Origin of the sequence: Myxococcus sp. CA040A (genome assembly GCF_013336725.1) — a bacterium.
GTDB classification, from domain to species: domain Bacteria; phylum Myxococcota; class Myxococcia; order Myxococcales; family Myxococcaceae; genus Myxococcus; species Myxococcus llanfairpwllgwyngyllgogerychwyrndrobwllllantysiliogogogochensis.
Map to the genome: position 1 here is coordinate 1,149,198 of NZ_JABUMR010000003.1, position 22,600 is coordinate 1,171,797.

Genomic DNA, 22,600 nt, shown 5'->3' on the forward strand with positions numbered 1-22,600 from the left:
CATCATGCCCGTTCCGGAAGTCCTGAGACTCTACGGACGTACCGATGTGTTGACCGCGGTGGGAGACCAGCAGCCGCCCACCAGCACTCCGGCCTGGAACGCGGCGACGCGCCACCGGAACGTCACGCGGACCATCACCCTGCACTACACCCACGGCTGGGTGGCGGGGAACTGGCAGGCGCCCGCCACGGATTGGTACGGCGCCACCTTCAACATCGACCTGGATGGGACGCTGTTCCAGTGCGAGGAGATGATTGTCCGCACCAACCACGTGGGCGGTGCGCCCGACTTCTCCGGGCAGTACAGCTTCGTCAACCTCACGTCCATCGGCGTGGAGCTGGCGCGCTTCGGCAAGATTCAGCAGGGCCCCACGCTCTACAGCGTCAATGGCTATCCCGGCATCGACTTCCAGACCGTGACGACCTTCCCGGACGAGTGTAATTACAGCACCCATCCGGGCTCGAAGACGGGCGGCACGCGCCGGTACAAGCTGGGCAAAATCAATGGCGGGACGGTGCTCCAGAGCACCAGCGCCAGCCGCTCCTACTACTACATCAAGGTCGCGACGTTCGACGACGAGCGCAATGACAACCGCGCCACGTACCCGCTGGACGTGCTCTTCACCGAGGAGCAGTACCAGACGCTGGTGAAGTGGGCGAAGTGCATGTGCGAGATGAATCGCATCCCGAAGGCCTTCCTGCTGCATCCGGCCACCGGCGTCGAGCAACCCTGGATTGACGTCCAGGACCTCATCGAGCTCAACACACCCGCGGTGCTCCAGAACAAGGAGCGGGTGCGCTCCTTCCAGGGAATCATCGGGCACAACAACATCCAGGCGGACCGCTCGGACCCGGGCGCGTCCATGGACTTCTACCGGCTCAAGCGCGGCGTCAGTGACGAGTGGTGGTACCCCGTCAACCTGGACGACACGACGCGGGCGCTGAACTACCTTGAGACGGCGCGCTCCGCCGACTACATCGCGATGACGGCGTACAACGTCGCAAGCCGTCGCGTGGACTACTTCACCGAATGCGAGGGCACGGGCGGCGGCTACTTCCCGGTAGGCCTCAATCGCTTGTGGCACGGCGGCATCCACCTCCCCTCGGGGGAGAACGCGAGGCCCGTCTATGCCATGGCCAACGGCCGCATCGTCGCCGCGCGGGTCGTCAACGGGCTGGTGCAGGGAGTCGAGCCTCGCTACAGCCGCTGCTTCGTGCTCGTGCGTCATGAAGTACACGTGCGCGAGGACGCGAACCGCGAAGGGGAAATCGACTACGGGGCGGACTCCACGGAGACCGTCTATTCGCTCTACATGCACCTGCGACCGGAGGTGATTGCACGCAGCGACGCGGGGGCCGCGGTGGTCGACTACGCGGCGCATCCGGACTGGCTCAATCACTATTTCATCGACCATCCGACGGACCAGGCGCCCGACAACGGCGACATCTTCTATCCCGACCAGACCGTGCTGCTCAGTGACCTGGTGGGCCACTCGGGCACGTACATCACCGGGATGGATGCCACCGGGCCCGTGTATGGGCCCACGGTGCATGTGGAGGTCTTCACCACCGCGGACGTGTCCCGGCTCGCCGACAGCCCGTGGGTGGATGCGGCCAACCGGATGGAGGACACCACGGAGGACCTGGTCTGTGACTTGCCCGCGCTGGACGACTGGCTCCAGGGGCGGGGTTATCCGCCCATCACCCAGGTCGATGTCCGCACGGCGGTGAGTGACTTGCGCCAGGTGGCCGTGCGCTTCCGCAGCGAGTGGAGCCTGCAGACGCGTGAGCAGCTCACGCAGACCATCGTCGTGGGGCAGCCGGCCGTCGAGGTGGCGCTGACGCAGGCGCTCACCAACGAGCAGTGGGAGGCGAACATCCGGCCCCTGTGCTTCCACACGGACATGCAGGGCGTCGCCACCGAGGCTGTCATCGGGCCCTTCCTGGGCGACTCGCATGTCTGGCACCTGCACCCGCTCGTGTTCATGCAGTGGATGAACGAGCGTGTCGCGCGGCACGAGCAGATTCTCCGCTCCCAGGACAAGACGCGTGGACAGGTGACGAGCACCATCGCCGTGGAGAACGGGTACGTGGTGCGCTTCGTGAACCCCGTCCCCTCCGTGGCGCCACCCCAGGGGTACGCGGAGGTCCGGTGGAACGACAACCTCTACGAAGTCACCGTGGACCGGCTCTGTGATTTGACGGCGCTGGCCGCGGCGCCGCAGCAGACGACGCGCTTCCGGATGCGCCTGCTCGATGCCCTGGAGATGATCAACGACCGCCAGCACGGCGTCACGGTGCTGCTGAGCCATGTGGCGGTGGAGGTCAACGCGCTGAGCGCTCGGGCGGGACGGCACCTCGCGGGAAACGCGGTGGATGTCCGCCCTGGTAACGGCACCACGGTGGCGGCCTGGTACGAGTTCATCCAGACGGTGCGGCGCGTGGTGACGTATCTGAACAACCGCGAGGGCGTGGGCTCGGTGGAGATGGAGATGTTGCAGGACGCCGACGGTGCGACCCGACCCCAGGTGGACGCGACGGCCAACAGCCGGGAGTGGCTGACGCGGCTGCTCGCGGCGACGGCCGCCACGGATGCGCAGTTGACGGCCGTCACGCCCGGGTTCGCGACGCTCCAGGCGGGGCTGGGGCAGATGCGGCTCCACCTGCACGCGCCTTGAGGTCGGTGACAAGATGGTTCCCATGAGCGCGAGCCAGGAACGACAACGCCCCGAGCGGGGTCCGTCACGGCGGGTGGTTCCGTGCCGGAAGCCCGGCGCAATCCCGAGTCGCTCTGGAGTCGAGGGAGGTCGTCCATGGGGCGTCGGGTGAGTGTGGTTTCGCGAGGGGCGGGTCGTCTGTGGGAGGGCATGGCGTTGCGTCTGGCGCTGGGGTCGATGGTGGCGGTGTTGCCGCTGCTGACCGGTGCCTGTCGGCAGGCGGTCGCCGCGGAATCGTCCTCGACGACGCCAGGGCTTCAGCAGCGGACCTCGGTGGCGACGCCTGGCACCGCGCCGTCCACGTCGGCGCCAGTGGTTCAGCCGCAAACCGTGGGGACGTCGCTTGCCGGAGCGACCACGGGTGCGGTGCCTTCACCAACCGTGGGGACCTCATCCGCCGCCCCGTCCTCTCCATCCCCAGCGGGCCCGGCGCTGCTCGGTGTGAACCCCGCGCAGGCCCTCCAGGACACGGAGTCGGCGCTGCAGCCCGTGCGCGCGGCTGTCGGACGCAAGGACTTCATCGCGGCGGCACGGGACATCGAAGCGCTCCTCCAGGCGGACCTGCCGCGCTTTGTCTCCCTCTGGGCGACGGACCCGGGGCTCGCGCCGCTGCGTGACAGCGAGCCGGGACGGGCGTTGGCCGCGCGGCTGCCTCGGCTCGAGGCTTCCTGGCGGACCGCGCTGACACAGGGCCTTCCCGTGGTGTGGTGGAAGCCCGCGGCGCCACGGAGCGAGGAGGGCGACGACTCGGGAGCGTTCACGACGCCGCCTCCCGCGTTGCTCCGCGCGGGCGTCTATCTGCCCAAGCAGGGCCGCTTCGTGCCGGCGGGACCGCTGGAGCCCGGCGCCATCACCGCGCGCCTGTCGACCGACCGCGCGAGTGTGCTGCTGGTCCGAGGGGCACTGGGGTTGGGCCTGACGTCGATGCTCACGGACCTGGAGGTGAGCGTCCGTGACGCCGTCACAGGGAGCCCGATGACTCCCGTGCGGAGCCCCACTCCGGACTATCGCGGCCCCCAGGCGCTCCAGTGGAGTGAAGTCCGAGGCAAGTGGGCCTTCCGCGTCCAGAACGGTGACCAGACCAATCCCACACAACCCCAGTTCAGTGGGTGGCGTGACGTGGCCACCGAGAGCGGTCATCGCAAGCGCTCCGTGTCGGCCCAGGGTGAACTGGTCTCCGAGGGCTCGGTGCTCATCGGGTTCCCCGACGGCTGGATGAGGGACGGGGGGAAACTCGTCGAGCAGTCGACGCAGCGGAGCATCCCGCACGACACCGTGCCGGCGAAGCACCCCTTCCTCCAGGCCGTGACGGTGGGTGACGCGCTCTGGATATCGTCCGTGGAGTCCTGGTGCGATGCCTCGACGCCGGAGCCGACGAGCATCCTGCGCCACGTCGTGGAACGCGTCGCTCGCGACAACAAGCGCGTGCGAATCCATGAAGGGCCGGGTGGCGCCTCGCTGATGCCGCTGCCGGACGGGGGCCTCATCGTCCAGGTCGACAAGGAGGCGCGACTGTTGCCCGCGAACGTGACGACGTGGAAGGCCGCGACGGCCTTGCCGGAAGGCGTGCTCCTGACCACGCCGCTCCAGCCCAAGGTCTGTCACGCGCTCTGACGCCGTCCTCGGTGAGTGTCACGGCAATGGACCCTTCGGGGGAGAGTCCCGAGGCGGTAACAGGTCCATGCCGTGCGGCGGGGGCTGCGACGGCGCAGTCACCACGTCGGTTGGTTGGGAATCGATCAGTCCGTCTCCAGGGACGTGTCCGGCTGGGGCACCTGTCTGATGACCTGACGGGCGCGTCGGTAGGTTGCCATATCGACGGCGCCGTTCTCGCGGGGGCCGGTCGATGTGGGTACTCGCCAACAAGACGCCCTATGCCGCGCAGCGCTGCTTCGCGCGCGACCGCCATGGTGCCGAGACGTGGGTGGTCATCGTCAAGGGGACGTTCCAGATAGCGCCGGATGGCTCGACTCCCCTCGCGTCCCATCAGGAGCCGGTGTGTCTGGAGCCTCGCTACCGGGGGGAGCCGGGCAAGTCGAGCCTCCTGCACGAGTCGGACCTGGAGCATGACAAGCCCACGACCGATGTCCTGCTACATGGACACGCCCACGCTCCACGAGGACGCGCGGTCACCGAACTGGACGTGGGCTTCCGGGTCGGGCGCCTCACCAAGATGCTGCGCGTCTTTGGAGATCGACGTTGGCGCAGCAGATTGGGCATGACGCTGGAAGCAGCGCAGCCCTTCCTCCAGATGCCACTGACGTATGAGCGAGCCTTCGGGGGCGTGGATGCCGCCGCGGCGCGACCTGCTTCGTCCTGGGAGTCGCGCAACCCGGTGGGCGTGGGCTTCGCCGTCGAGGCGCGACACCTGGAAGGACAGCAGGCTCCCAATGTCGAGCTGCCTTCCATGCTCATCCGCTCATGGAGGGACCGCCCCAGGCCCGCGGGTGTGGGACCCGTCGCGCGGGATTGGTCTCCAAGACGCGAACTGGCGGGAACGTTCGATTCGAAGTGGGAGCAGGACCGGCAGCCCCTGCTTCCCGTCGACTTCAACGACCACTTCCGACAGTGCGCGCCGGAGGACCAGCAGACGGCGGAACCCTTGAGAGGGGGCGAGCCGGTCGCCTTGTTGAACCTGACGACAGACGGTGAGCTGCGCTTCACGCTGCCCCGTGTGTGGCTGACGTTCCGGACCCGACTGGGCCGAGAAGATGTCGAGCATCGCGCTCGGATGCACACCGTCATCCTCGAGCCAGATGCTCGTCGCGTCGTCATCGTGTGGGGCACCTCCCTGCGGTGCCATGGACGGGAGCATCAGCTCGAGCGCACCGTCATTCGAGAGAAGCCCTTCATGTGAGCCACCGCGACATGGACACCGGACCTCGAAGTCATGTTGTCGCATCGGGCGCCTGCACGGCCATTGGCGACAGCTCGCCCATGACATCGGCATCGGCTCGGGCTCGCATTTGTCGCTTCCGGGAGCACTCCTACCTGCGCGACCGCGTGGGCGAGCCCATGGTCTTGTCCGGAGCCTCATATCTTCCACAGACGCTGACCGGCGTAGAGCGATACCTCGCGCTCGCTGCTCCCGCTCTCGAGGAGACCCTGGCTCCCCTCCAGAAGGTCCTCCCAGGGCATTCCGTTCCCTGCTTCCTGGGGCTTCCATCGCCGCGTCCCGGGCTCCCCGAGGACCTCTCGGCCCAGATGATGCGCGAACTCCCGAGGCGACTCTCCTCGCCACGTTCAATCCAGCGGGTGGAGGCGTTCACGCAGGGGCATGCCGCGGGGTTGATGGCGCTGGAGATGGCTCATGCCTCCATCTGCCGGGGGCAGGTGGAGTGGTGCGTGGCGGGAGGCGTGGAGAGCTGGCTGGAGGCGGAGACCCTGGAGTGGCTCGATGCCCGAGAACAGCTCAAGTCCTCCCTCCACCGCTGGGGCTTCATCCCCGGAGAGGGCGCCGCGTTCTGCCTGCTGGCTTCCGGCCGGGCGTTGCGCCGCGCGAAGCTGACCGCTCAGGTGGATGTGCTGTCGGCCACGTCGGTGAAGGACGTCCATGGCTCCGGCCTGGACTCGGTCTGTGTAGGGGAGGCCCTGACTCAGGCGCTGCGCACCATCCTCCAGGTGCTTCCGCCCGAGGTCCGCGTGGACCAGGTGGCTTGCGACTTGAACGGTCAGCGGCATCGCACGGACGAGTATGGGTTCACCGTGGCGAGGCTGGGCGCCCGCTTCCGCGATGCGACGGATGTCTGGACCCCGGCGGACTGCTGGGGGGACGTCGGGGCGGCTTCGGGGCTGCTCCTCGTCAATCTGGTGGCGGCCTCGGGACAGCGCCGCTGGGCAAAGGGGCCCCGGGCCGTGGTGTGGGCCCGTTCCGAGGGCGCTGAGCGGAGCGCGGCACTCCTCCAACTTCCCGCTTCAGAGCGGCAGGGTTGAACGCATGGGCTACCACGTCATCGTCAATGGACTGGTGCAGTCTCACGCGGGCACGGCGGGACTGACCATCGCCACGCTCCCCGACGTGTGCAAGACCCCGTCCCCTGCGGGGCCCGTACCCGTCCCCTATCCGAACATCTCGCGCTCCGCGGACCTGGCGAAGGGGTCCAAGACAGTCACCGCGGCGGGAAAGATGCTCGCCGTGAAGGGCTCCGAATTCAGTCAGAGCACGGGTGACGAGGCCGGGAGCGCGGGAGGCGTCAAATCGGGCACCCTGCGCAAGGAGTCGAAGTGGCTGAGCTACTCGTTCGACGTGAAGGTGGAGGGGAAGAACGCCTGCCGCCTCAGCGACAAGATGACCTGCAATCACGGGAACACCGTCTGCCTGGGCGGCGAACTCGATGAGATGGACAGCGGGGATGAAGGCGAGGACGTGCTCGATCTGAACATCGACTGCAAGCAGAAGCAGGAGGACTCGGACTGGGACCCCTGCATGGTGAAGCAGTTGTGCGCGAAGCTCGAGCAGATCAACAAGAACTGCACGGGTTCGGCGGTCGTCAAGACCCCTGCCGCCCGCGAGAGCCCTGCGTACAGGTCGGGACTCGCGACGTTCAAGAACCAGTTCGCGGAGTCCGTCAATCGCAAGCCTCCTGACGAGGCCGCCATCAAGCGCCAGTTCCTCCACGAGTGTGCGTACGAGGAATGGAACAAGGCGGGGCGGCGTCCGAGCCCGAGCGGACGCGGCGCGGGGAACTTCAATCCTGACCACCTGCATGACGCCGCTTTCGGTGGTCCCCTGCAGGACATGGCCAATCTCAAATGGCTCAGCGCTCGGGTCAACGTCACCGTGGGGCCCATGATGAAGCGGTTCGACCCGGACAAGCACAAGAAGGTCAAGGCCACCGAATGCTGCGACTAGACGAGATGCGAAGCCTGTTGGACCAGATTGTCGACACGCTCACGCGGCGCAATGCCTTCTACGAGAACCTGCCTCGCCCCATTCCGGGACCGCCCGCTCCAGCGCACGAACTGCGAGCGCTCGAGAAGCACTGGGGCTTCAAGCTCCCCTCCGGCTATGAGCAGGCCCTCACGCTTCACGACGGCATCCGCAACTTCTACTTCGACGTGCCGCTGCTCTCCGCGCGGGAGGTGCTGAAGGACGCCATGAACATGGGGACATTCAAGGAGCCCTTCCCGGAGCTCTGGCGCTCCATCTTCGCGTGTGGCACCGATTCCTATGATGCGTTCGCCTTCGACCCGAGGCACGTGAGCGCGGAGGGTGAGTTGGAGGTCGTCCGTCTGGCGGACACCGGCGAGGAGGAGCGCTGGCCGGACTTCGAATCGTTCCTGAAGGGCTATCTGGCGAAGCTCCAACAGCAACTCGAGAAGGAGCAGAAGGACCGCGCCCTTCTCGCCGGGGACTGAGGACAGGGACCATGGGCACGAATCCCTTCATCGAGCTGGGGCCGGATGATGTGCCCAACCACGAGCTCAAGCAGGGGCTCGTGTTCTATCTGCGCCAGGCGCCGAGCCCCGCCCAGGCGCGTCGTGTCCATGACTTGTATCTGCGGCACTGCGAGGGTCACATCCGGTGTTACCGCTCGACGGCGCTCGGTCGCGACTTCGTCCCGTGGAACAGGGAAGCCCGACGGCACTTCGAGCAGGTACTGCTCCCCACGCTGCGCACGCAGGAACACTGGGGCTATGTCTTCTGGGATGGCCGGGCGAGGGACTCGTGGCAGTTCATGTTCCATGGCTTCCGTCCCCACAGCGAGCCCGGGAGGGCCAGCTTCTATCGCTTCGAGTTCGACTGGCAGGTCTCCCCGGCGCTCGTGAAGACGCTGGCGGAGGAGATTGCGAGAGCGGTGCCCTTCCACTCCGGCTGGGGCGGCTACTTCCTCCAGGCGAGGAAGGCCGGGCCGAGCGCGCCCGCGGCGCTCGATGCGATGTATGCGGTGGCGCGGCGCTACTGGGGCGTCAACGCCTACAACCTGGATGTGAGCGTGAGATACCTCCTGGCCGGGTACGGATGCGTGAGTTGGCTCACGCTCATTGGACACGGCTTGATGGAGGCCGCGCCCGCCGTGCTGGCGAGCGCGAAGCGTGGGAACCCACTCTTCATGGAGACGGACTTCGGGGTCGCCTTCTGTCTGGGAGATGCCCCGGTGTTGGGTGACCGGAACCGGCAGGAGCCCCTGGAGGCATACGTCACCCTGGCCCGTGCGCTCGCGCCCCTTCAAATCCAGGAGCATGCGAGCTTCGGTGGCACCCGGTGGACGGAGGAGTGCACCCTCCAATGGTTCCGTCGGTTCACGCACCCCGACGACTTCTGACGGGACGTGACTCCTGGTTACCGCGCCGTCGCCGGCACGGACAGAGTGGCCGCGGTGACAGTGCGCTGCTTCGGCCAATTGCGCGCGTCATGCACCGTGAGCGTCAACGCTCAGGGGGCCGGCGGCTCCCGCCACAGGGGCAGGGTGATGCGGCTTCCACCGAGCCAGGTGATGTCGAGCGGAACCTTCGCGTCGGCGATGGACTCGCTGCTGACGTCCTTGCCGGTGCCGTAGTTGACCTGTGACTGCGCCTGCTTGTTGATGGCCAGCACGATGACGACCTGGCTCCCCGCTTCGAGCTTGCGGCTGGTCATCCTGCCGCTCTGGAACGTCAGGCGCTGGGGCTTGCCCGGCGTGAGCAGTCGTCGCTGGGCGCGGTCCGCGACGTAGCTGGCACGCGCCAGCACGTACGACAGGTAGAAGTACTCACCCCCCTTGGTGCGCTCGAAGAGCACCACGTTGAAGTCGAAGTCCTTCTTGTTGGTGATGAAGTCGAGCTGTCCTGAGAACAGGCCGCTGACCTCCACGGGCGCATCGAGCGGCTCGCTGACGAAGGTGAAACCGTTGCGCGCGTCCACGGTGGTGTCGACGATGCGCGCGGGCTCGGAGTGTCTTCCCTCCGAACGGTCCTTCAGGTCCACGCGCTGACGGAGCACCGTGCCCGGCGCGGGCGGCTTGAGGGCCAGCCGGTGCGCGTCACCCGAGGGCGCGGGGTCCAGGTACAGCTCCAGCGAGGCATTGCTCAAGGCCTGGAGACCCGGCGCGTGCTTCCACGTGTTCGTGCCCATCACCTGGTGGTTGATGCGGTCCTTGAGCCGCTCGGGCCGGGGACCCTTGCGCAGCACATGGTTCAACCACTGGTAGCGCAGCTCCATCACGTCGAGCCGGGCGACGGGGTCGATGCGGTAGCCCATCAGCTCATCGCTAGAGACGCGCTGCGCGCCGACATGGTCATACGGTCCGATGACGAACGTGTGGTTCGCGTCCTTCGCGTACTTGAGGTGCTCGGTGAGGTAGTACATCGCGCTCAGCGAGCAGCCGTCGTAGTAGCCCGTGGTGGTGAGCACGGGGATGCGGATGCGCGCGAACTCCTCGCGATACGGAATCATCTTCCGCCAGAAGGCGTCGTAGCCCGGGTGCTTCAACCAGCGCTGGTAGAAGGGATTGGGACGGCCATCCAGCCGCTCCAGCGCGCGGTAGGGCTCGCCGCTCGCGAACCAGCGCTCGTCGAGCGCGTCCCACCGCGCGCCATCGAAGTAGTCCGCGTCCGCCAGCCCCTTGTCGAGCGTGACGTAGCGCGGCCACTTGTAGAAGAAACTCTGGAAGACGTTGCCCTGCATCGGCACGTCGATGCCCGGCGCGACCGGGACCGACGGCATGATGGTCTTCAACGCCGGGTGCCCGTGCTTCGCCGCCGCCCACTGGGTGAAGCCTTCATAACTGCCGCCGAACATGCCGACCTGACCATCACTCCACGGCTGACGACTCACCCAGTCGATGACGGCGGTGGCGTCGGCGCCGTCGTGCTCGAAGGGCACGGGGGCCTGGGGACTGCCTCGCTTGCCGCGAGTGTTCGCCGTCACGCCCGCGAAGCCATTCGCCGCCGAGCGCACGGCCTCGCGAACGTTGTCGTCCTGGGCGTAGATGGTGAAGGACATCGCCGTGGGCAACGGCCCTGACCCCTTCCGGGGCCGCGCCACGATGACGGACACCGACGCGCCATCCGGCGTGCGCACCAGGAGGTCTCGCTCGATGACGTAGCGACGCGCGTCGTCCTCGGCCCACAGGTTTTCGGCCTGGGGGAGCAGCTCCTGGAAGGACTGGTGCACCTGGTACAGCCGCACCAGGTCCAGGGCCTGGGCCAGCGAGACGCGGCCTGACTTCCGCGCGTCCTCGACCCCGGCCTCCAGCTCTCTCCGCGCGCGCTCCAGGTCGAACCGGAACATGCCCGTGGCCTGGAAGGCCGCCCGGTCATCCAAGGCGCCGAATGTCTGTTGGAAGGCCGTGCTCAGCGCCTGTGCATACGGCGTCCCGTGGGTCGCCTGTTCGAGCTTCGCCCGCGCATGGGCCTCGTATTGAAGGAAGGTGATGCCCTTCACGGGCGACTTCACCTCGCGCAAGGGCCGCAGGGCTCGAATGGACTCGAGCGCACCCGCGAAGTCTCCCGCCACGAGTTGGAGTCGGAACACGTGTCCCAGGCGCGTGTCGGCGTCCTGTTCCGGGTACTGCGCCAGCACCTGCCTCGCGAGCGCGGGCATGGCCTGGGCCAGGACGTCGGGGGCCGCGGAGGTGGGAGCGGCGAAGTCGCGAGGCTGGGCCTGGGCGACGGTGACGAGGAGGAGGAGGGGAAGACAGAACAGTCGGTGCATGGAGGCTCGGCGAAGGGTCGCGAAGATAACGCTCCCGCCCCGCCTCCTGGTGGCCCCGCATGCGTGGATTTCTTCACGGACATGAGCGTCCACCGGGGCCTCTCACGGTGGAGGTGTGCGGGGAGCCCACCTGTTCGGTTCACGAGTCCGCGTTGGCTGTGTGTTCCGTCCGACGAAGCGCGCGCCGTGGGAGCGAGCGTGTTGGGACCGCGACGGCGGCTCCATCCTTCGGACCAGTTACCGTTCCCCGCAGCCGATGCGACCTTGCGAGCCCGGACGTCACTGGCGATGCAGGAAGCTGAGCGCCGGCCCAGGACCTTCGGGGGGGACCGGATGATCGACGAAGTCGATCTGCGATTGAAGTCGTGGGCAGGCCGCATCTCCGGCGACGCACCCGTGTACCTGGGCGTACCGGACCGCGACGCCGTCGAGCGCGGCGTGTGCCTGTACCTCTTGGAGCTGGGGCCCGCGCCTCCCGCGAGAGGCGGACGCCGCGTGCCGCTCCAGATTTCCGTCTGCTACCTCGTCACCGTGGGCGCCGAGTCGCCCGAACTCGCCCACCGGCTCCTCGGGGAGCTGGTCTTCGCGGCCATGGAGGAAGCCGAGTTCGAGGTGGACCTCACCCCCGTGCCCGCCAGCGTCTGGGCGGGGCTGCGCATCCCCCCGCGTCCCGGCTTCCGGCTGCGCCTGCCCGTGCGACGCGAGCGTCCGCAACCCGTGGTCCACCGGGTGCGCTTCCCCATCGTCACCCAGGCGGTGCCCGCCGAGGCGCTGCTGGGCTGTGTCGTCGGTCCCGGTGACGTGCCCATTCCGGGAGCGCTGGTGGAATTGCCCGGGCTGAGTCTGGCCACGCGCACGGACGACAAGGGCTGCTTTCGTTTTCCCCGCGTGCCGCCAGTGGCCACGCTGGGGCGGCTGGAGGTGCGAGCGAAGGGGGAGTTGCTCGCGCTGGGTCCGGAGGCGCTCGCCTCCGAGCCCCAACCGCTGCTCATTCGCTTGCCGCTGAAGGAGGACTGACGTGCCGAACTACCTGACGCCCGGCGTCTATGTGGAGGAGGTTCCCAGTGGGACACGCTCCATCCAGGGCGTGGGCACCACCACCGCGGCCTTCGTTGGCCGGGCGCCCGCCAGGGATGCTCGGCTCCATGAGGCGGTGCCCGTCAATGGCTGGGCGCAGTTCGTGAAGGAGTTCGCGCCCCCCGGCTCTCCGGGCACCTCCCTGGCCCGCGCCGTGTACGGCTTCTTCGAGAACGGCGGCCGGCGCTGCTTCATCGTCAACATCGGCGACAGCGAGAGCGTCATCGGCGACGCGCGCAAGCGTCAGGGCGTGGCGGTGCTGGAAGAGGTCAGCGAGGTGGCCATGGTGGCCGCGCCCGGCTTCACGGACGCGGCGGCCTGGGACGCGCTCTTGTCCCACTGCGAGAAGATGCGGGACCGCATCGCCATCCTGGACGCGCCCGAGGACGTGGAGGAGGTGGAGCGGCTCACCAAGGTCTCCACCGGCGCGGAAGGGCCCGGCCTGCGCTGCCGCTTCTCCGACCAGGGCTACGGCGCCTTCTACTACCCGTGGTTCTCCACGCCGGACCCGCTCGGCGACGGCAAGGCCATGGTCAACGTGCCGCCCTCCGGGCACATCGCGGGCATCTACGCACGCACGGACGTCACGCGAGGCGTGCACAAGGCCCCCGCCAATGAGGTGGTGCGCGGCGCCATGCGGCTGGTGCGCGACGTGACGCCGGAGGAGCAGGGCGAGCTCAACCAGGTGGGCGTCAACTGCATCCGCTACTTCCCGCGCGGCGGCATCCGCGTGTGGGGCGCGCGCACGGTGGCGGACGCCGCCAGCGAGTGGCGCTACGTCAACGTGCGCCGGCTCTTCAACTTCGTGGAGGAGTCCATCGCCCTGGGCACCAACTGGACGGTGTTCGAGCCGAATGACCCCACGCTGTGGAAGTCCATCCACCGCGACGTGAGCGCCTTCCTGCTGCGCCTGTGGCGCGACGGCGCGCTGATGGGACGCACCAAGGAAGAGGCGTTCTTCGTGCAGTGCGACGAACAGACGAACACGCAGGAGACCATCGACGCCGGCCAGGTCATCGCGGTCATCGGTCTGGCGCCGGTGAAGCCGGCGGAGTTCATCATCTTCCGCATCGGCCAGCACGCGGGCGGGGCGGAAGTGGAGGAGGTGTCGAATGGCTGAGGCCAAGGCTCCCGAGGCGGCCCCCCCGGAGCAGGAAGCGGGCGCCCAGCCCGGCGCGCTCGCGGACCCGTTCCGTGCGTACAACTTCAAGCTGCTCATCGACGGCGTGAACGAAGGACACTTCACCCAGTGCACCGGGCTGGAGGTCGAAGTCACCGCGCTGCACTACCGCGAGGGCGGAGCGGGCCCGGTGACGCGCAGGCTGGCGGGGCCCGTCACGCACGGAGACATGACGCTGCGCTACGGCGTCACCGTGTCGCCCGAGCTGTGGAACTGGTTCCTCGCGTCGATGAACGGCGTGCCCCAGCGCAAGAACGTGTCGGTCCTGCTCCTGGACATGGATGGGGTGACGGAGAAGCTGCGCTGGAACCTCAACGAGGCGTGGCCGAAGAAGTGGCGGGCGGCGCCGCTGGATGCGCTCGGCCAGCAGATCGCCATCGACTCACTCACCCTCGTCTTCGAGTCCATCACCCGTGGCTGAGCCCACGCGCAGACCCGTGCCCGGCGCGTGGCTGCGCGCCGTCGCTCGGAAGATGAAGGCGTGGGCGGAGTCCGTGCTCTCCGAGGAGGAGAGCGACTTCGCCGCGGCGCTCGCCCAGGCGCGCGTGTCGCTGGACGCCCCGCGTCCCGACGCGAGCCCGGACGGCGCCGAGGTTGCCCGTGCCCCCGCCGCGCCCGTCACCGTGACGGCGCCCGCGGTGGGGCTGGGGGCTCCGGAGCACTGGCTCCGCGATATCCAGGCGCGGCGCACCGGGGGGCCTCCCGCCGACTGGGTGGCCCGGGTGCGGAAGGTCGCGCCCCATCTCGTCGAGGGGCTTCCGGAAGCGGAGGCACCGCTGCCGGTGAGTGACGCCCACCTCTCGTTCCGCGCGCGGATGTTGCTCTCGGCATCGTCGAGCGCCGCGCCTGCCTCAACGAATGCTCCGTCATCGGCTCCTCCGCCCAGACGCGACGCCGCGCGTCCGTCAGCCGGCCCCGAGCGGGTCGCGCACCGTCCCGCCACGCAAGCGCCCTCGGAGCGGGGGCCCTTCGCGTCGGCGCGCGGTGAAGGGGGCTCCGAGACTTCCGGGCGGCAGGGGCCCGTGGGTGTTCCTCGCGAGGCGCCTCGACACGCCTCGAAGGTGTCGCCCCTGTCGATGCCGAATCCCTTCGCTGCGCCATCGCCTCCGACGCCCGTTCCCATGGACGCGGGGCGGCTCCTGGCCGAGGTGGCCATCACCCCCACCCCGTCGTTGATGCATGGAGGGCCGGCCTTCGCCAACCCGGTGATGGTGGCCTCCACTCCCGCGTCGCCTTCGGAGGTGTGCGTGCCGCCCCTGCGGGAAGAGGACCGCGAGCGGAACCTGTGCGCTTCGGGATATCCCCAAGGCATCTCCGCGTCCCAGGCGCTGGGGCTGCAAGGCGTCCCCGTGAAGGCGGCGCCCCCGGCGCCTCGGCGCGCAACGCCCCGGTTCACCGGCGAGCCGTGGGGGCCACGTCGACGTCAGGCCGAACTCCAGGAGGAGGCGCGCCCGGCGGTGCAGCGGGACGTGTCGCTGGAGCGCACGCCCCCGTTCGCTCCCCGCACCTGGACGGAGGCCGAGGAGGATGGGAGGCGCGGCGCGAGCGCACGGGAGCAGGAGGAGGCTTCGACGGCGCGCTTCGCCACCCCCGTGAGGGAGGAGCCACCGGGTGCGCCCGAGGAATCGGCCACGGCCGACCCGGCTTCCTGGCCGGAGCTTCCGTCCGCCCTGGCCCCGGAGTCTCCGGACGTCGCCCAGGAACTTCGGCTCTGGACGCGGCTGCGCCGGCTCGAGCGCGAGCAGCGGGGTGAGTGATGGAGCGCGTGGCCTTCCTCATCGAGCCCGGCGGTGAGCGCATCGGGTGTCTGCTCAACCCGGAGACGCTCGTCGTGCGTCGAGAGGCGGGGCTGCGCCCGAGGCGCGCGCTGGGAGGCTCGCTGCCGTGGGGTGGGCCCGGAGACGACCCGCTGCTCTTCACTGGTGGCGGCACCACCGAGATGACGTTGGACCTGCTCTTCGATGTCTCGCTCTCCGGCTCCACCCTGGAGACGGAGGACGTGCGGGAGCTCACCGAGCCTTTGTGGCGCCTGGCGGAGAACGGCCTGCGAGAAGATGGCGGCATGCGTCCCTCGCTGGCGCGCATGGTGTGGGGCAAGCGGCTCAACTTCCTGGGCGTGGTGGCCGCCGTCGCGGAGCGACTGGAGCACTTCACTGCGACGGGGGCGCCGCGTCGCTCGTGGCTGCGCCTGCGCCTGGTGCGCGTGGAGGACGAGACGGGCCTCAGGGAGCCGGTGGAGCGCGGCGAGCCGCCAGACGCGGACGCCGTGGAAGCCGCCCTGACGCCGGAGGACTACGAGGCCCACACGGTGCTCGGGACCGAAGAGGGGGACGACGGCATGCCGGCCTCCGGGCAGCGCCTGGATGAAATCGCGCACCAGCGCTACGGCGACCCGTCGATGTGGCGCCTCATCGCCGCGCTCAACGGCATCTCAGACCCCTCGCGCATTCCCGCCGGACAGGTGCTGCGCCTGCCCACGCCCGAAGCGCTCCGGAGGGTGATGTGAGCCAGCTGCGAGGGTTGCCCGAGCTGCGCATCGAGGTGGACGGCGCGCCGCTGCCGACGGGGGATTTGCGCTCGCTCGCGTCCATCCAGGTGTCGCAGCGACTGGCGCTGCCCACGCAGTGCGAGCTGACCTTCACCGACCCGCGCGGCGTCCTGGCGACCTCCGGTCTTCCTCCGGGGACCTCGCTGCGCGTCGCGGCCTCGTCGTCGTTGGAGGACCTCTTCCTGGGGGAGGTGACGGCCGTCGAGTTCTCGCATGCGCGAGGCGGCGCGCGCGAGGTGCGGGTGCGCGGCTATGACGTCCTGCACCGCCTGCGCAAACGGCAGCCGGTGCGCGCGCATGTCCAGGTGACGCTGGAGGACCTGGCGAAAGAGCTCGTCTCCGGATTGGGGCTCTCCGTGAAGGCCGCGTCCTCCGGGCCGCTGTGGCGCTACCTCATCCAGCATGGCCAGTCCGACTTGGAGCTGCTGGTGGAGTACGCGGACCGCTGCGGGCTGTTCCCCATCCTCCACGGCGACACGCTGCGACTGGTGACGCTGGAGGGTGAGGGCACGCCCGTGTCGCTGCGGTTGGGCGAGTCGCTGCTGGAGGCCTCCATCGAGGTCAATGGCGACGCGGCCTGTCGCGAGGTGTCCGCCGAGGGCTGGGACGTGCTGCGCGCGGAGGCCCACGCGGGTCGCGCGGACGTGCCCCGGGTGGGACGGGACGTGGAGGCGGGAGTCTCGCCGGAGCGCGTGGGTGGCGAGTCGCGTCGCTCGTTGGTGGATGAGGCGGCGGAGGGCATCCCCCACGTCGAGTCGGCGGCGCAGGCGGAGCTGGACCACCGGGGCGCGCGCGAGGTGGTGCTCACCGGCCTTGCCGAGGGCGACGCGAGGCTGCGGCCCGGCGCGCGCGTGGACGTGGCGGGCGTGGCCTCGCTGGTGGCGGGGCGCTACGTGCTCACCAGCGTCACGCACCGCATCGACGCCAGACAGGGCTTCGTCTCGGAGTTGTCCTCCGAGCCTCCCGCGCGAAGGCCCCGGGCACGGGCGTCCGCGGTGACGCTGGGCATGGTGAGCCGGGTGGATGACCCGGATGGGCGGGGCCGCGTGCGGGCGACGTTGCCTTCATATGGGGGCGTGGAGACGGACTGGATGCAGGTGCTGGCGGCGGGCGGCGGCTCCGGCAAGGGGCTGATGCTGCTGCCGGATGTGGGGGACACGGTGCTGCTCGCGCTGGGTGGAGAGGACCCGGCGCGGGGCGTGGTGGTGGGAGGGTTGTATGGCGGCGGGGGGCCTCCGGACGCGGGCGTCGAGGGCGGCTCGGTGCGGCGCTACACGCTGCTGACCACGGGTGGGCACCGGCTGAAGCTGGACGACGAGAGCCGCACGCTGCGCCTGGAGGATGGCACCGGCAGCTACCTGGAGCTGTCACCGAAGGGGGTGCGGTTGCACTCGAAGGTGGCGATGGAGCTCGAGGCGCCGGGCCAGGACGTGGTCATCCGTGGACGGTCCATTGACTTCCGGAGAGGCTGAATGCGGCTGCTGACCGTGGACGCGCTGGTGGTGTGTGCCCATGAGCTGGGGCGCGTGGGGCTCGTGAACTCGCAGCCCTGGGTGACGGTGGAGCGCCGGCCGCTGCTCGTGCGCGCGGACCCGGAGGGGCGTCCCATCGGCGGGTGTCCCAACATCGGCCCCACCATCAAACCCTGCACCACCACGTTGAAGGTGCAGCAGGGGTACTCCACGCTGGTCACCATCGACGGCAAGCCCGTGTGCCTGGACACGCTGACGGGGCTGACGGACGGCACGCCGCCCGGCATCGTGAAGTACAAGGTCAACGCGCCCGGCCAGATGCTGGTGACGGAGGAGCGATGAGCGCCCCCCGCTTCCGCACCTGGCGCTTCGCGCACCCGGACTTCGAGATGGCGGAGAAGTCCGGCCTGCGCGTGGCTCCCACGGGCCGCGTGGAGATGGTGGAGGAGCACGCCGCCATCCGTCAGGCCGTGCTGCTCCTGCTCACCACGGTGCCCGGCGAGCGCGTCATGCGCCCGGACTACGGCTGTGAGTTGCACAAGCTGCTCTTCGCCAACAACGACGACACCACCGCGGGGCTCGCCATCCACTACGTGCGCCGCGCCCTGGACCGCTGGGAGCCGCGCATCCAGGTGCTCCACCTGGACGCCACCCGGAGCGCGGAGGACGGCTTCCGACTGGACGTGTCCGTCGAGTACCGCGTGCGCTCCACCGGCCGCACGGAGCGGCTGGCCTATCCCTACTCGCTCGCGGGAGGCCCGACATGACGTCGTTGCCGACACCCCGGCTCGACGACCGGAGCTTCTCCCAGCTCGTGGAGCAGGCGCGCTCACGCATCCTCGCCCTGTGTCCGGAGTGGACGGACCTCACGCCGCACGACCCGGGCATGGTGCTGGTGGAGGTGTTCTCTCACCTCACCGAGACGATGCTCTACCGGCTCAACCGGCTGCCGGAGAAGGCCTACGTGGAGTTCCTCCGGCTGCTCGGCGTGCGCCTCCAGCCGCCCGCCGCCGCGTCGGTGCGTCTGCGCTTCTCGCTGTCCCGCGCCTCCGAGCGACCGACGGAGATTCCTCGCAACACGCCCGTCACCCTGTCGCGCGCCGGCGCGGGCGTGGAGCCCGTCGTGTTCCACACGGCGGACGCGGTGACGATTGCGCCAGGGGACACGCAGGTGGAGGTGCTCGCGTATCACTGCGACCCGGTGGACGGGGAGCTGGTGGGCGTGGGCACGGGCCTGCCGGGCCTCACCGTGCAGGCGAAGCGTCCCCCCATCGTCGCGCCCACCGGGGACTCGCTGGACCTCGTCGTGGGAGTGGAGGCGGGGCCCGGGGAATTGGATGCGCGCGCGCCGGCCCGACGCCACGACGGCCGCACCTACCGCATCTGGCGCGAGGTGGAGAACTTCGCGGCGCTGGACTCGAACGAGCCCGCGTACGTGGCGGACCGGATGACGGGCACCATCACCTTCGCGTCCTCGGTGCGCCTGGCGAACGAGACGGGGGCGCTGGACGAGCCGCGCACGCTGGCGGCGGTGCCGGGGGTGGGGCGGGAGATTCGCCTCTGGTACCGGCGCGGCGGAGGCGCCGCGGGCAACGTGGCGGCGGGGACGCTGGAGGTGCTCAAGGCGCCCATCCCAGGCTTGAAGGTCACCAACCCCCGGCCCGCGACGGGAGGCCGCGTGGCGGAGACGCTGGAGAACGCGCTCCTGCGCGGGCCCCAGGAGCTGCACTCGCTGCGGCGCGCCGTCACCGCGGGAGACTTCGAGCTCTTGGCGCTGCGCAGCTCCGGCGCGGTGGCGCGCGCCAAGGCCGTCACCCTGGCGCAGCTGTGGTCCCACGCCCCCGCGGGCACGGTGGAGGTGTTGCTGGTGCCGCACCTTCCGCCGGAGGTGCGAGGCGCGTCGGGCGAGGGAATCACGGAGGCGGCGCTGCGCGAGCACGAGACGGAGGAGGCCCGCGCGCGCATCCACGCGGAGCTGGACCTGCGCCGTCCGCTGGGCACCACCTGCCATGTGGAGTGGGCGCGCTACAAGACGGTGCGGGTGCAGGCGCGCGTGGTGGCGCACCGCGAGGAGGACACGGCGGCGCTGCGCGCGCGGCTCACCGAGCGGCTCCATCAGGTGCTCACGCCGCTGCCCTCGGGACTCCAGCCGGAGGGGTGGCGCTTCGGCCAGGCGCTGCGGGCCTCGCATGTCTACGACGCGCTCCTGGCGGAGCCGGGCGTCAGCTACCTCGACAAGGTGCGGCTGCTGGTGGACGAGGTGCCCCGCGAGGTGCGCACCCTGGCCGCCGACAGCTTCCAGCCGGGCACCTTCTACGCGGGCGGCGGCGAGACGCTGTTCCGCACGGTGAACGACGCGGACGGCTGGGAGCGGGCGGGCCTGTTCCCCGGCGAGGACGTGGACGCGGTGGAGGCGCATCCCCAGCGCGCGGGCCTCGTCGCCGTGTGCGCGCGGCTGGCTGCGGACTCGAAGCGCTCCCGCATCCACCTGTCCTACGACTGCGGCGAGACGTGGGACGACACCACGCACACGCTGGACGCGGTGGAGGACCTGACGTGGGCGGAGCGCGACGGTGTGCCGGTGCTGCTCCTGGCCACGCGCGTGGGCCTGTTCGAGCTGGTGTCGCGTCCGGGCGCCACGCCCATCCAGGTGCTGGTGGACCCCGCCAATCAGGACCTGGGCTTCTACGCGGTGGCCGCGACGACGGATGTGCGCGGCGCGGTGAATGTCGCGGTGGCGGCCATGGGCACGCGGGGCGTCTTCCTGTCGAGCGGCGGTGGACGCGGAGGCACCTTCCGTCCCATCGGCCCCAAGGGCCAGGACGTGCGCGTGCTGGAGGTCCAGAAGGACGGGCCTCGCTCCTTCCTCTGGGCGGGCCTCGCCGCGGCCAGTGGCGCGGACCCGGGCAGGGGCGCGCTGTGCTGGGAGTTGATGGGCAGCGCGGACCCGCCGGACGGCTGGCGTCCGTTCGACAGGAACTGGGATGGCGGCAGTTGTCTGGCGCTCGCGTTCAGCGGCTCCACCGTGTACGCGGGCAGCCACCGCGTGGGCGTGCTGTGGGTGGACTCGAGCCGCCCCGGTGCCTCCTGGCGGCGTCCCGATGTGGGCTGTGGCCTGCCGCTGCGCGAGGCGGAGCGCCTGTTCCAGCCCGTGTCCGCGTTGGCGTCCTCGCCCACGGGCGCCCCGGTGCTCGCGGGAGGACCGGACGGCGTCTTCCGTCGCCCCCGAGGCAGCGAGCGCTATGAGCCCGTCTCCACGCGCGAGTTCACCGAGAAGGTGACGCTGCCGCCCACGTGGCTCCTCAGCTCCGGCGCGCACACGCTGGAAGTGGTGACGGACGATGCGGAGCCCTGACATCCAGCGGCTGTTGCCGGGCGTCTTCCAGCGCACCGTGCTGCCGGGTTCTCCGCTCACCGCGCTGCTGGCGGTGATGGACGCGTTGCATGCGCCCAGCGAGGACGTGCTCGCCGGGCTGGAATCCCACTTCGACCCGCGCCGGGCGCCGGACCGCTTCGTGCCCTTCCTGGCGCGTTGGGTGGGCATGGACCTGCCCGTGTCCACGGGCCTGGGGCGGCTGCGAGAGCTGGTGGCGCAGGCGGTGGAGATATCGCGCTGGCGCGGCACCGCGCGCGGCCTGCGGTTGTTCCTCACCACGGCCACCGGCCGCACCGACTTCCAGGTGGACGACGCGGTGCCCGGCGAGGACGGCAGGCCGCGGCCCTTTCACGTCCTGGTGCTCGCGCCCTCGGCGGTGTCCTCCCACCGGCTGCTGCTGGAGCGAATCATCGAGCGGGAGAAGCCCGCATACGTCACCTATGAGCTGCGTTTCGCGCAGCCGCCTCAAGGAGCCAGTTGATGCCCCGCGCCTTTGACATCACCGCCGTGACGGACACCGTCCGTCTGAATGCGACGGGACAAGGGGAGGTGGCCTACACGGTGTCCAACGCGCTGCGTGCCCCCGTCCGAGCCCGGGCCTCCATCGTCCCGGGCCCCGGCGCGAAGGCGGAGTGGGCCACCATCTCCGGAGGCGACGAGCGGGACTTCGCGCCGGACGGCACGCAGCAGCTCAGCGTGCAGCTTCGCGTCCCACCGGGAACACCGCCGGGACGCTTCACCTTCCACCTGCTCGTGGTGGACGTGACGAACCCGGACGAGCGCTACGCGGAAGGGCCCGCCACGGCCTTTGAAGTCGTGGCCGCGCCGCCGCCCAAGAAGCCCTTCCCCTGGATGTGGGTCGCGCTGGCGGCGGGCGTCATCCTCATCATCGGGACGGTGATTGGCATCATCTCGTCGAGTGGGGGCGCCGAACTGGGCCAGCCCTGCCCGGGGGGGGACTGTGACAAGGGGCTCACGTGTACGGACCCGGATGGCGGCTCGTGCCTGGTGTCCGCGGGCGAGGCGTGTGACGGCGGCGCGATGTGCTCCACCGGCTTCTGCAACAGGAGGGGCGAGTGCCAGCTGGCACTGGGGCAGACGTGCGCGAGTCAGCGCGACTGCCCGGGGCCGCTGAAGTGCACGGAGGTGCCCGGCTCGCGGCTGTGCCTGCTGGAGTCCCTGCAGGACTGCGAGCGCGACAGTGACTGCTCCAGCTTCTACTGCCGCGCCGACGGGAAATGCAGCCGGGACGACGGGCGCTGCGAGAGCAACGCGGACTGTCGCCAGCCGGCGCAGTGTGGCCCCACGAAGCTCTGCCAGCTCTCGGATGGACAGCCCTGCCGGTCCAACGAGGTCTGCCTCTCCGGCTTCTGCGCGGGGACGTGTCAGGTCGCCCCGCTGGGCTTCCAATGTCCGGGCCCGTGCCCCGACTTCACTGTCTGCAGCAATGGCCAGTGCGTCAACGTCCGGGCGACGGTGCTCAACCAGGAGATGCTCCAGGTCTCCCCTCGCAAGTCGGAAATCATGGAACAGATGCAGGAGCAACAGCGTATTCAACTGGAGATGCGTCGGCGGGAAGAGGGCATCCGGTAGCGC

General features: G+C 69.8%; 19 protein-coding genes. 18 read left to right on the top strand and 1 reads right to left on the bottom strand.

From position 1 onward, the window contains the following. Window positions 1-4: 4 nt before the first annotated feature. From HUA75_RS16730 to HUA75_RS16760, 7 genes are all read left to right on the top strand, one after another. Complete coding sequence (locus HUA75_RS16730; protein WP_174486955.1) at window positions 5-2,677, top strand: N-acetylmuramoyl-L-alanine amidase; 2,673 nt, start codon at window positions 5-7, stop codon at window positions 2,675-2,677. Window positions 2,678-2,866: 189 nt separating this feature from the next. Then, window positions 2,867-4,330: a hypothetical protein gene (locus HUA75_RS16735; RefSeq protein WP_174486956.1), complete on the top strand. Its 1,464-nt coding sequence runs from the start codon at window positions 2,867-2,869 to the stop codon at window positions 4,328-4,330. Between the two features lie 232 nt (window positions 4,331-4,562). Then, window positions 4,563-5,573, top strand: a complete 1,011-nt coding sequence (locus HUA75_RS16740) for a DUF2169 domain-containing protein (protein ID WP_174486957.1) — start codon at window positions 4,563-4,565, stop codon at window positions 5,571-5,573. A gap of 347 nt (window positions 5,574-5,920) precedes the next feature. Beyond that, window positions 5,921-6,649 carry a beta-ketoacyl synthase N-terminal-like domain-containing protein gene (locus HUA75_RS16745; RefSeq protein ID WP_217446089.1) on the top strand — a complete coding sequence of 243 codons (729 nt, stop codon included), beginning with the start codon at window positions 5,921-5,923 and terminating at the stop codon, window positions 6,647-6,649. Between the two features lie 4 nt (window positions 6,650-6,653). Next, complete coding sequence (locus tag HUA75_RS47735; protein ID WP_174486959.1) at window positions 6,654-7,568, top strand: DUF4150 domain-containing protein; 915 nt, start codon at window positions 6,654-6,656, stop codon at window positions 7,566-7,568. Beyond that, window positions 7,556-8,074, top strand: coding sequence for an SMI1/KNR4 family protein (locus HUA75_RS16755; RefSeq protein WP_174486960.1), 519 nt, complete (start codon window positions 7,556-7,558; stop codon window positions 8,072-8,074). The genes HUA75_RS47735 and HUA75_RS16755 overlap by 13 nt, the downstream gene beginning before the upstream one ends. A gap of 11 nt (window positions 8,075-8,085) precedes the next feature. Next, the gene (locus tag HUA75_RS16760) at window positions 8,086-8,982 is read left to right on the top strand and encodes a type VI immunity family protein (RefSeq protein WP_174486961.1); all 897 of its coding nucleotides are present in this window, start codon (window positions 8,086-8,088) and stop codon (window positions 8,980-8,982) included. Between the two features lie 110 nt (window positions 8,983-9,092). Here HUA75_RS16760 and HUA75_RS16765 read toward each other — a convergent pair whose 3' ends face one another. Further along, window positions 9,093-11,351, bottom strand: coding sequence for a CocE/NonD family hydrolase (locus HUA75_RS16765; protein WP_174486962.1), 2,259 nt, complete (start codon window positions 11,349-11,351; stop codon window positions 9,093-9,095). A gap of 333 nt (window positions 11,352-11,684) precedes the next feature. Here HUA75_RS16765 and HUA75_RS16770 point away from each other — a divergent pair, with 333 nt between their 5' ends. The 11 genes from HUA75_RS16770 to HUA75_RS16820 are packed head-to-tail and all read left to right on the top strand — an operon-like array spanning window position 11,685 to window position 22,597. Then, window positions 11,685-12,368: a carboxypeptidase-like regulatory domain-containing protein gene (locus HUA75_RS16770; RefSeq protein ID WP_141645050.1), complete on the top strand. Its 684-nt coding sequence runs from the start codon at window positions 11,685-11,687 to the stop codon at window positions 12,366-12,368. Between the two features lies 1 nt (window position 12,369). Then, entirely contained in the window at window positions 12,370-13,548 is a 1,179-nt protein-coding gene (locus HUA75_RS16775) for a phage tail sheath family protein (protein WP_141645051.1), read from the top strand. Beyond that, complete coding sequence (locus HUA75_RS16780; RefSeq protein ID WP_141645052.1) at window positions 13,541-14,029, top strand: phage tail protein; 489 nt, start codon at window positions 13,541-13,543, stop codon at window positions 14,027-14,029. The genes HUA75_RS16775 and HUA75_RS16780 overlap by 8 nt, the downstream gene beginning before the upstream one ends. Continuing rightward, window positions 14,022-15,365, top strand: coding sequence for a hypothetical protein (locus tag HUA75_RS16785; protein WP_174486963.1), 1,344 nt, complete (start codon window positions 14,022-14,024; stop codon window positions 15,363-15,365). The genes HUA75_RS16780 and HUA75_RS16785 overlap by 8 nt, the downstream gene beginning before the upstream one ends. Continuing rightward, entirely contained in the window at window positions 15,365-16,114 is a 750-nt protein-coding gene (locus HUA75_RS16790; RefSeq protein ID WP_141645054.1) for a LysM peptidoglycan-binding domain-containing protein, read from the top strand. Before HUA75_RS16785 ends, HUA75_RS16790 begins: the two co-directional genes overlap by 1 nt. Beyond that, window positions 16,111-17,628: a phage baseplate assembly protein V gene (locus tag HUA75_RS16795; protein ID WP_174461077.1), complete on the top strand. Its 1,518-nt coding sequence runs from the start codon at window positions 16,111-16,113 to the stop codon at window positions 17,626-17,628. The genes HUA75_RS16790 and HUA75_RS16795 overlap by 4 nt, the downstream gene beginning before the upstream one ends. Next, window positions 17,629-17,970: a hypothetical protein gene (locus HUA75_RS16800; RefSeq protein WP_141649479.1), complete on the top strand. Its 342-nt coding sequence runs from the start codon at window positions 17,629-17,631 to the stop codon at window positions 17,968-17,970. Continuing rightward, the gene (locus HUA75_RS16805; RefSeq protein ID WP_141649480.1) at window positions 17,967-18,395 is read left to right on the top strand and encodes a GPW/gp25 family protein; all 429 of its coding nucleotides are present in this window, start codon (window positions 17,967-17,969) and stop codon (window positions 18,393-18,395) included. Before HUA75_RS16800 ends, HUA75_RS16805 begins: the two co-directional genes overlap by 4 nt. Continuing rightward, complete coding sequence (locus HUA75_RS16810; protein ID WP_174486964.1) at window positions 18,392-20,983, top strand: putative baseplate assembly protein; 2,592 nt, start codon at window positions 18,392-18,394, stop codon at window positions 20,981-20,983. Before HUA75_RS16805 ends, HUA75_RS16810 begins: the two co-directional genes overlap by 4 nt. Next, window positions 20,970-21,485, top strand: coding sequence for a phage tail protein (locus tag HUA75_RS16815; RefSeq protein WP_174457928.1), 516 nt, complete (start codon window positions 20,970-20,972; stop codon window positions 21,483-21,485). Before HUA75_RS16810 ends, HUA75_RS16815 begins: the two co-directional genes overlap by 14 nt. Beyond that, window positions 21,485-22,597, top strand: coding sequence for a hypothetical protein (locus tag HUA75_RS16820; RefSeq protein WP_174486965.1), 1,113 nt, complete (start codon window positions 21,485-21,487; stop codon window positions 22,595-22,597). Before HUA75_RS16815 ends, HUA75_RS16820 begins: the two co-directional genes overlap by 1 nt. Window positions 22,598-22,600 lie beyond the last annotated feature (3 nt).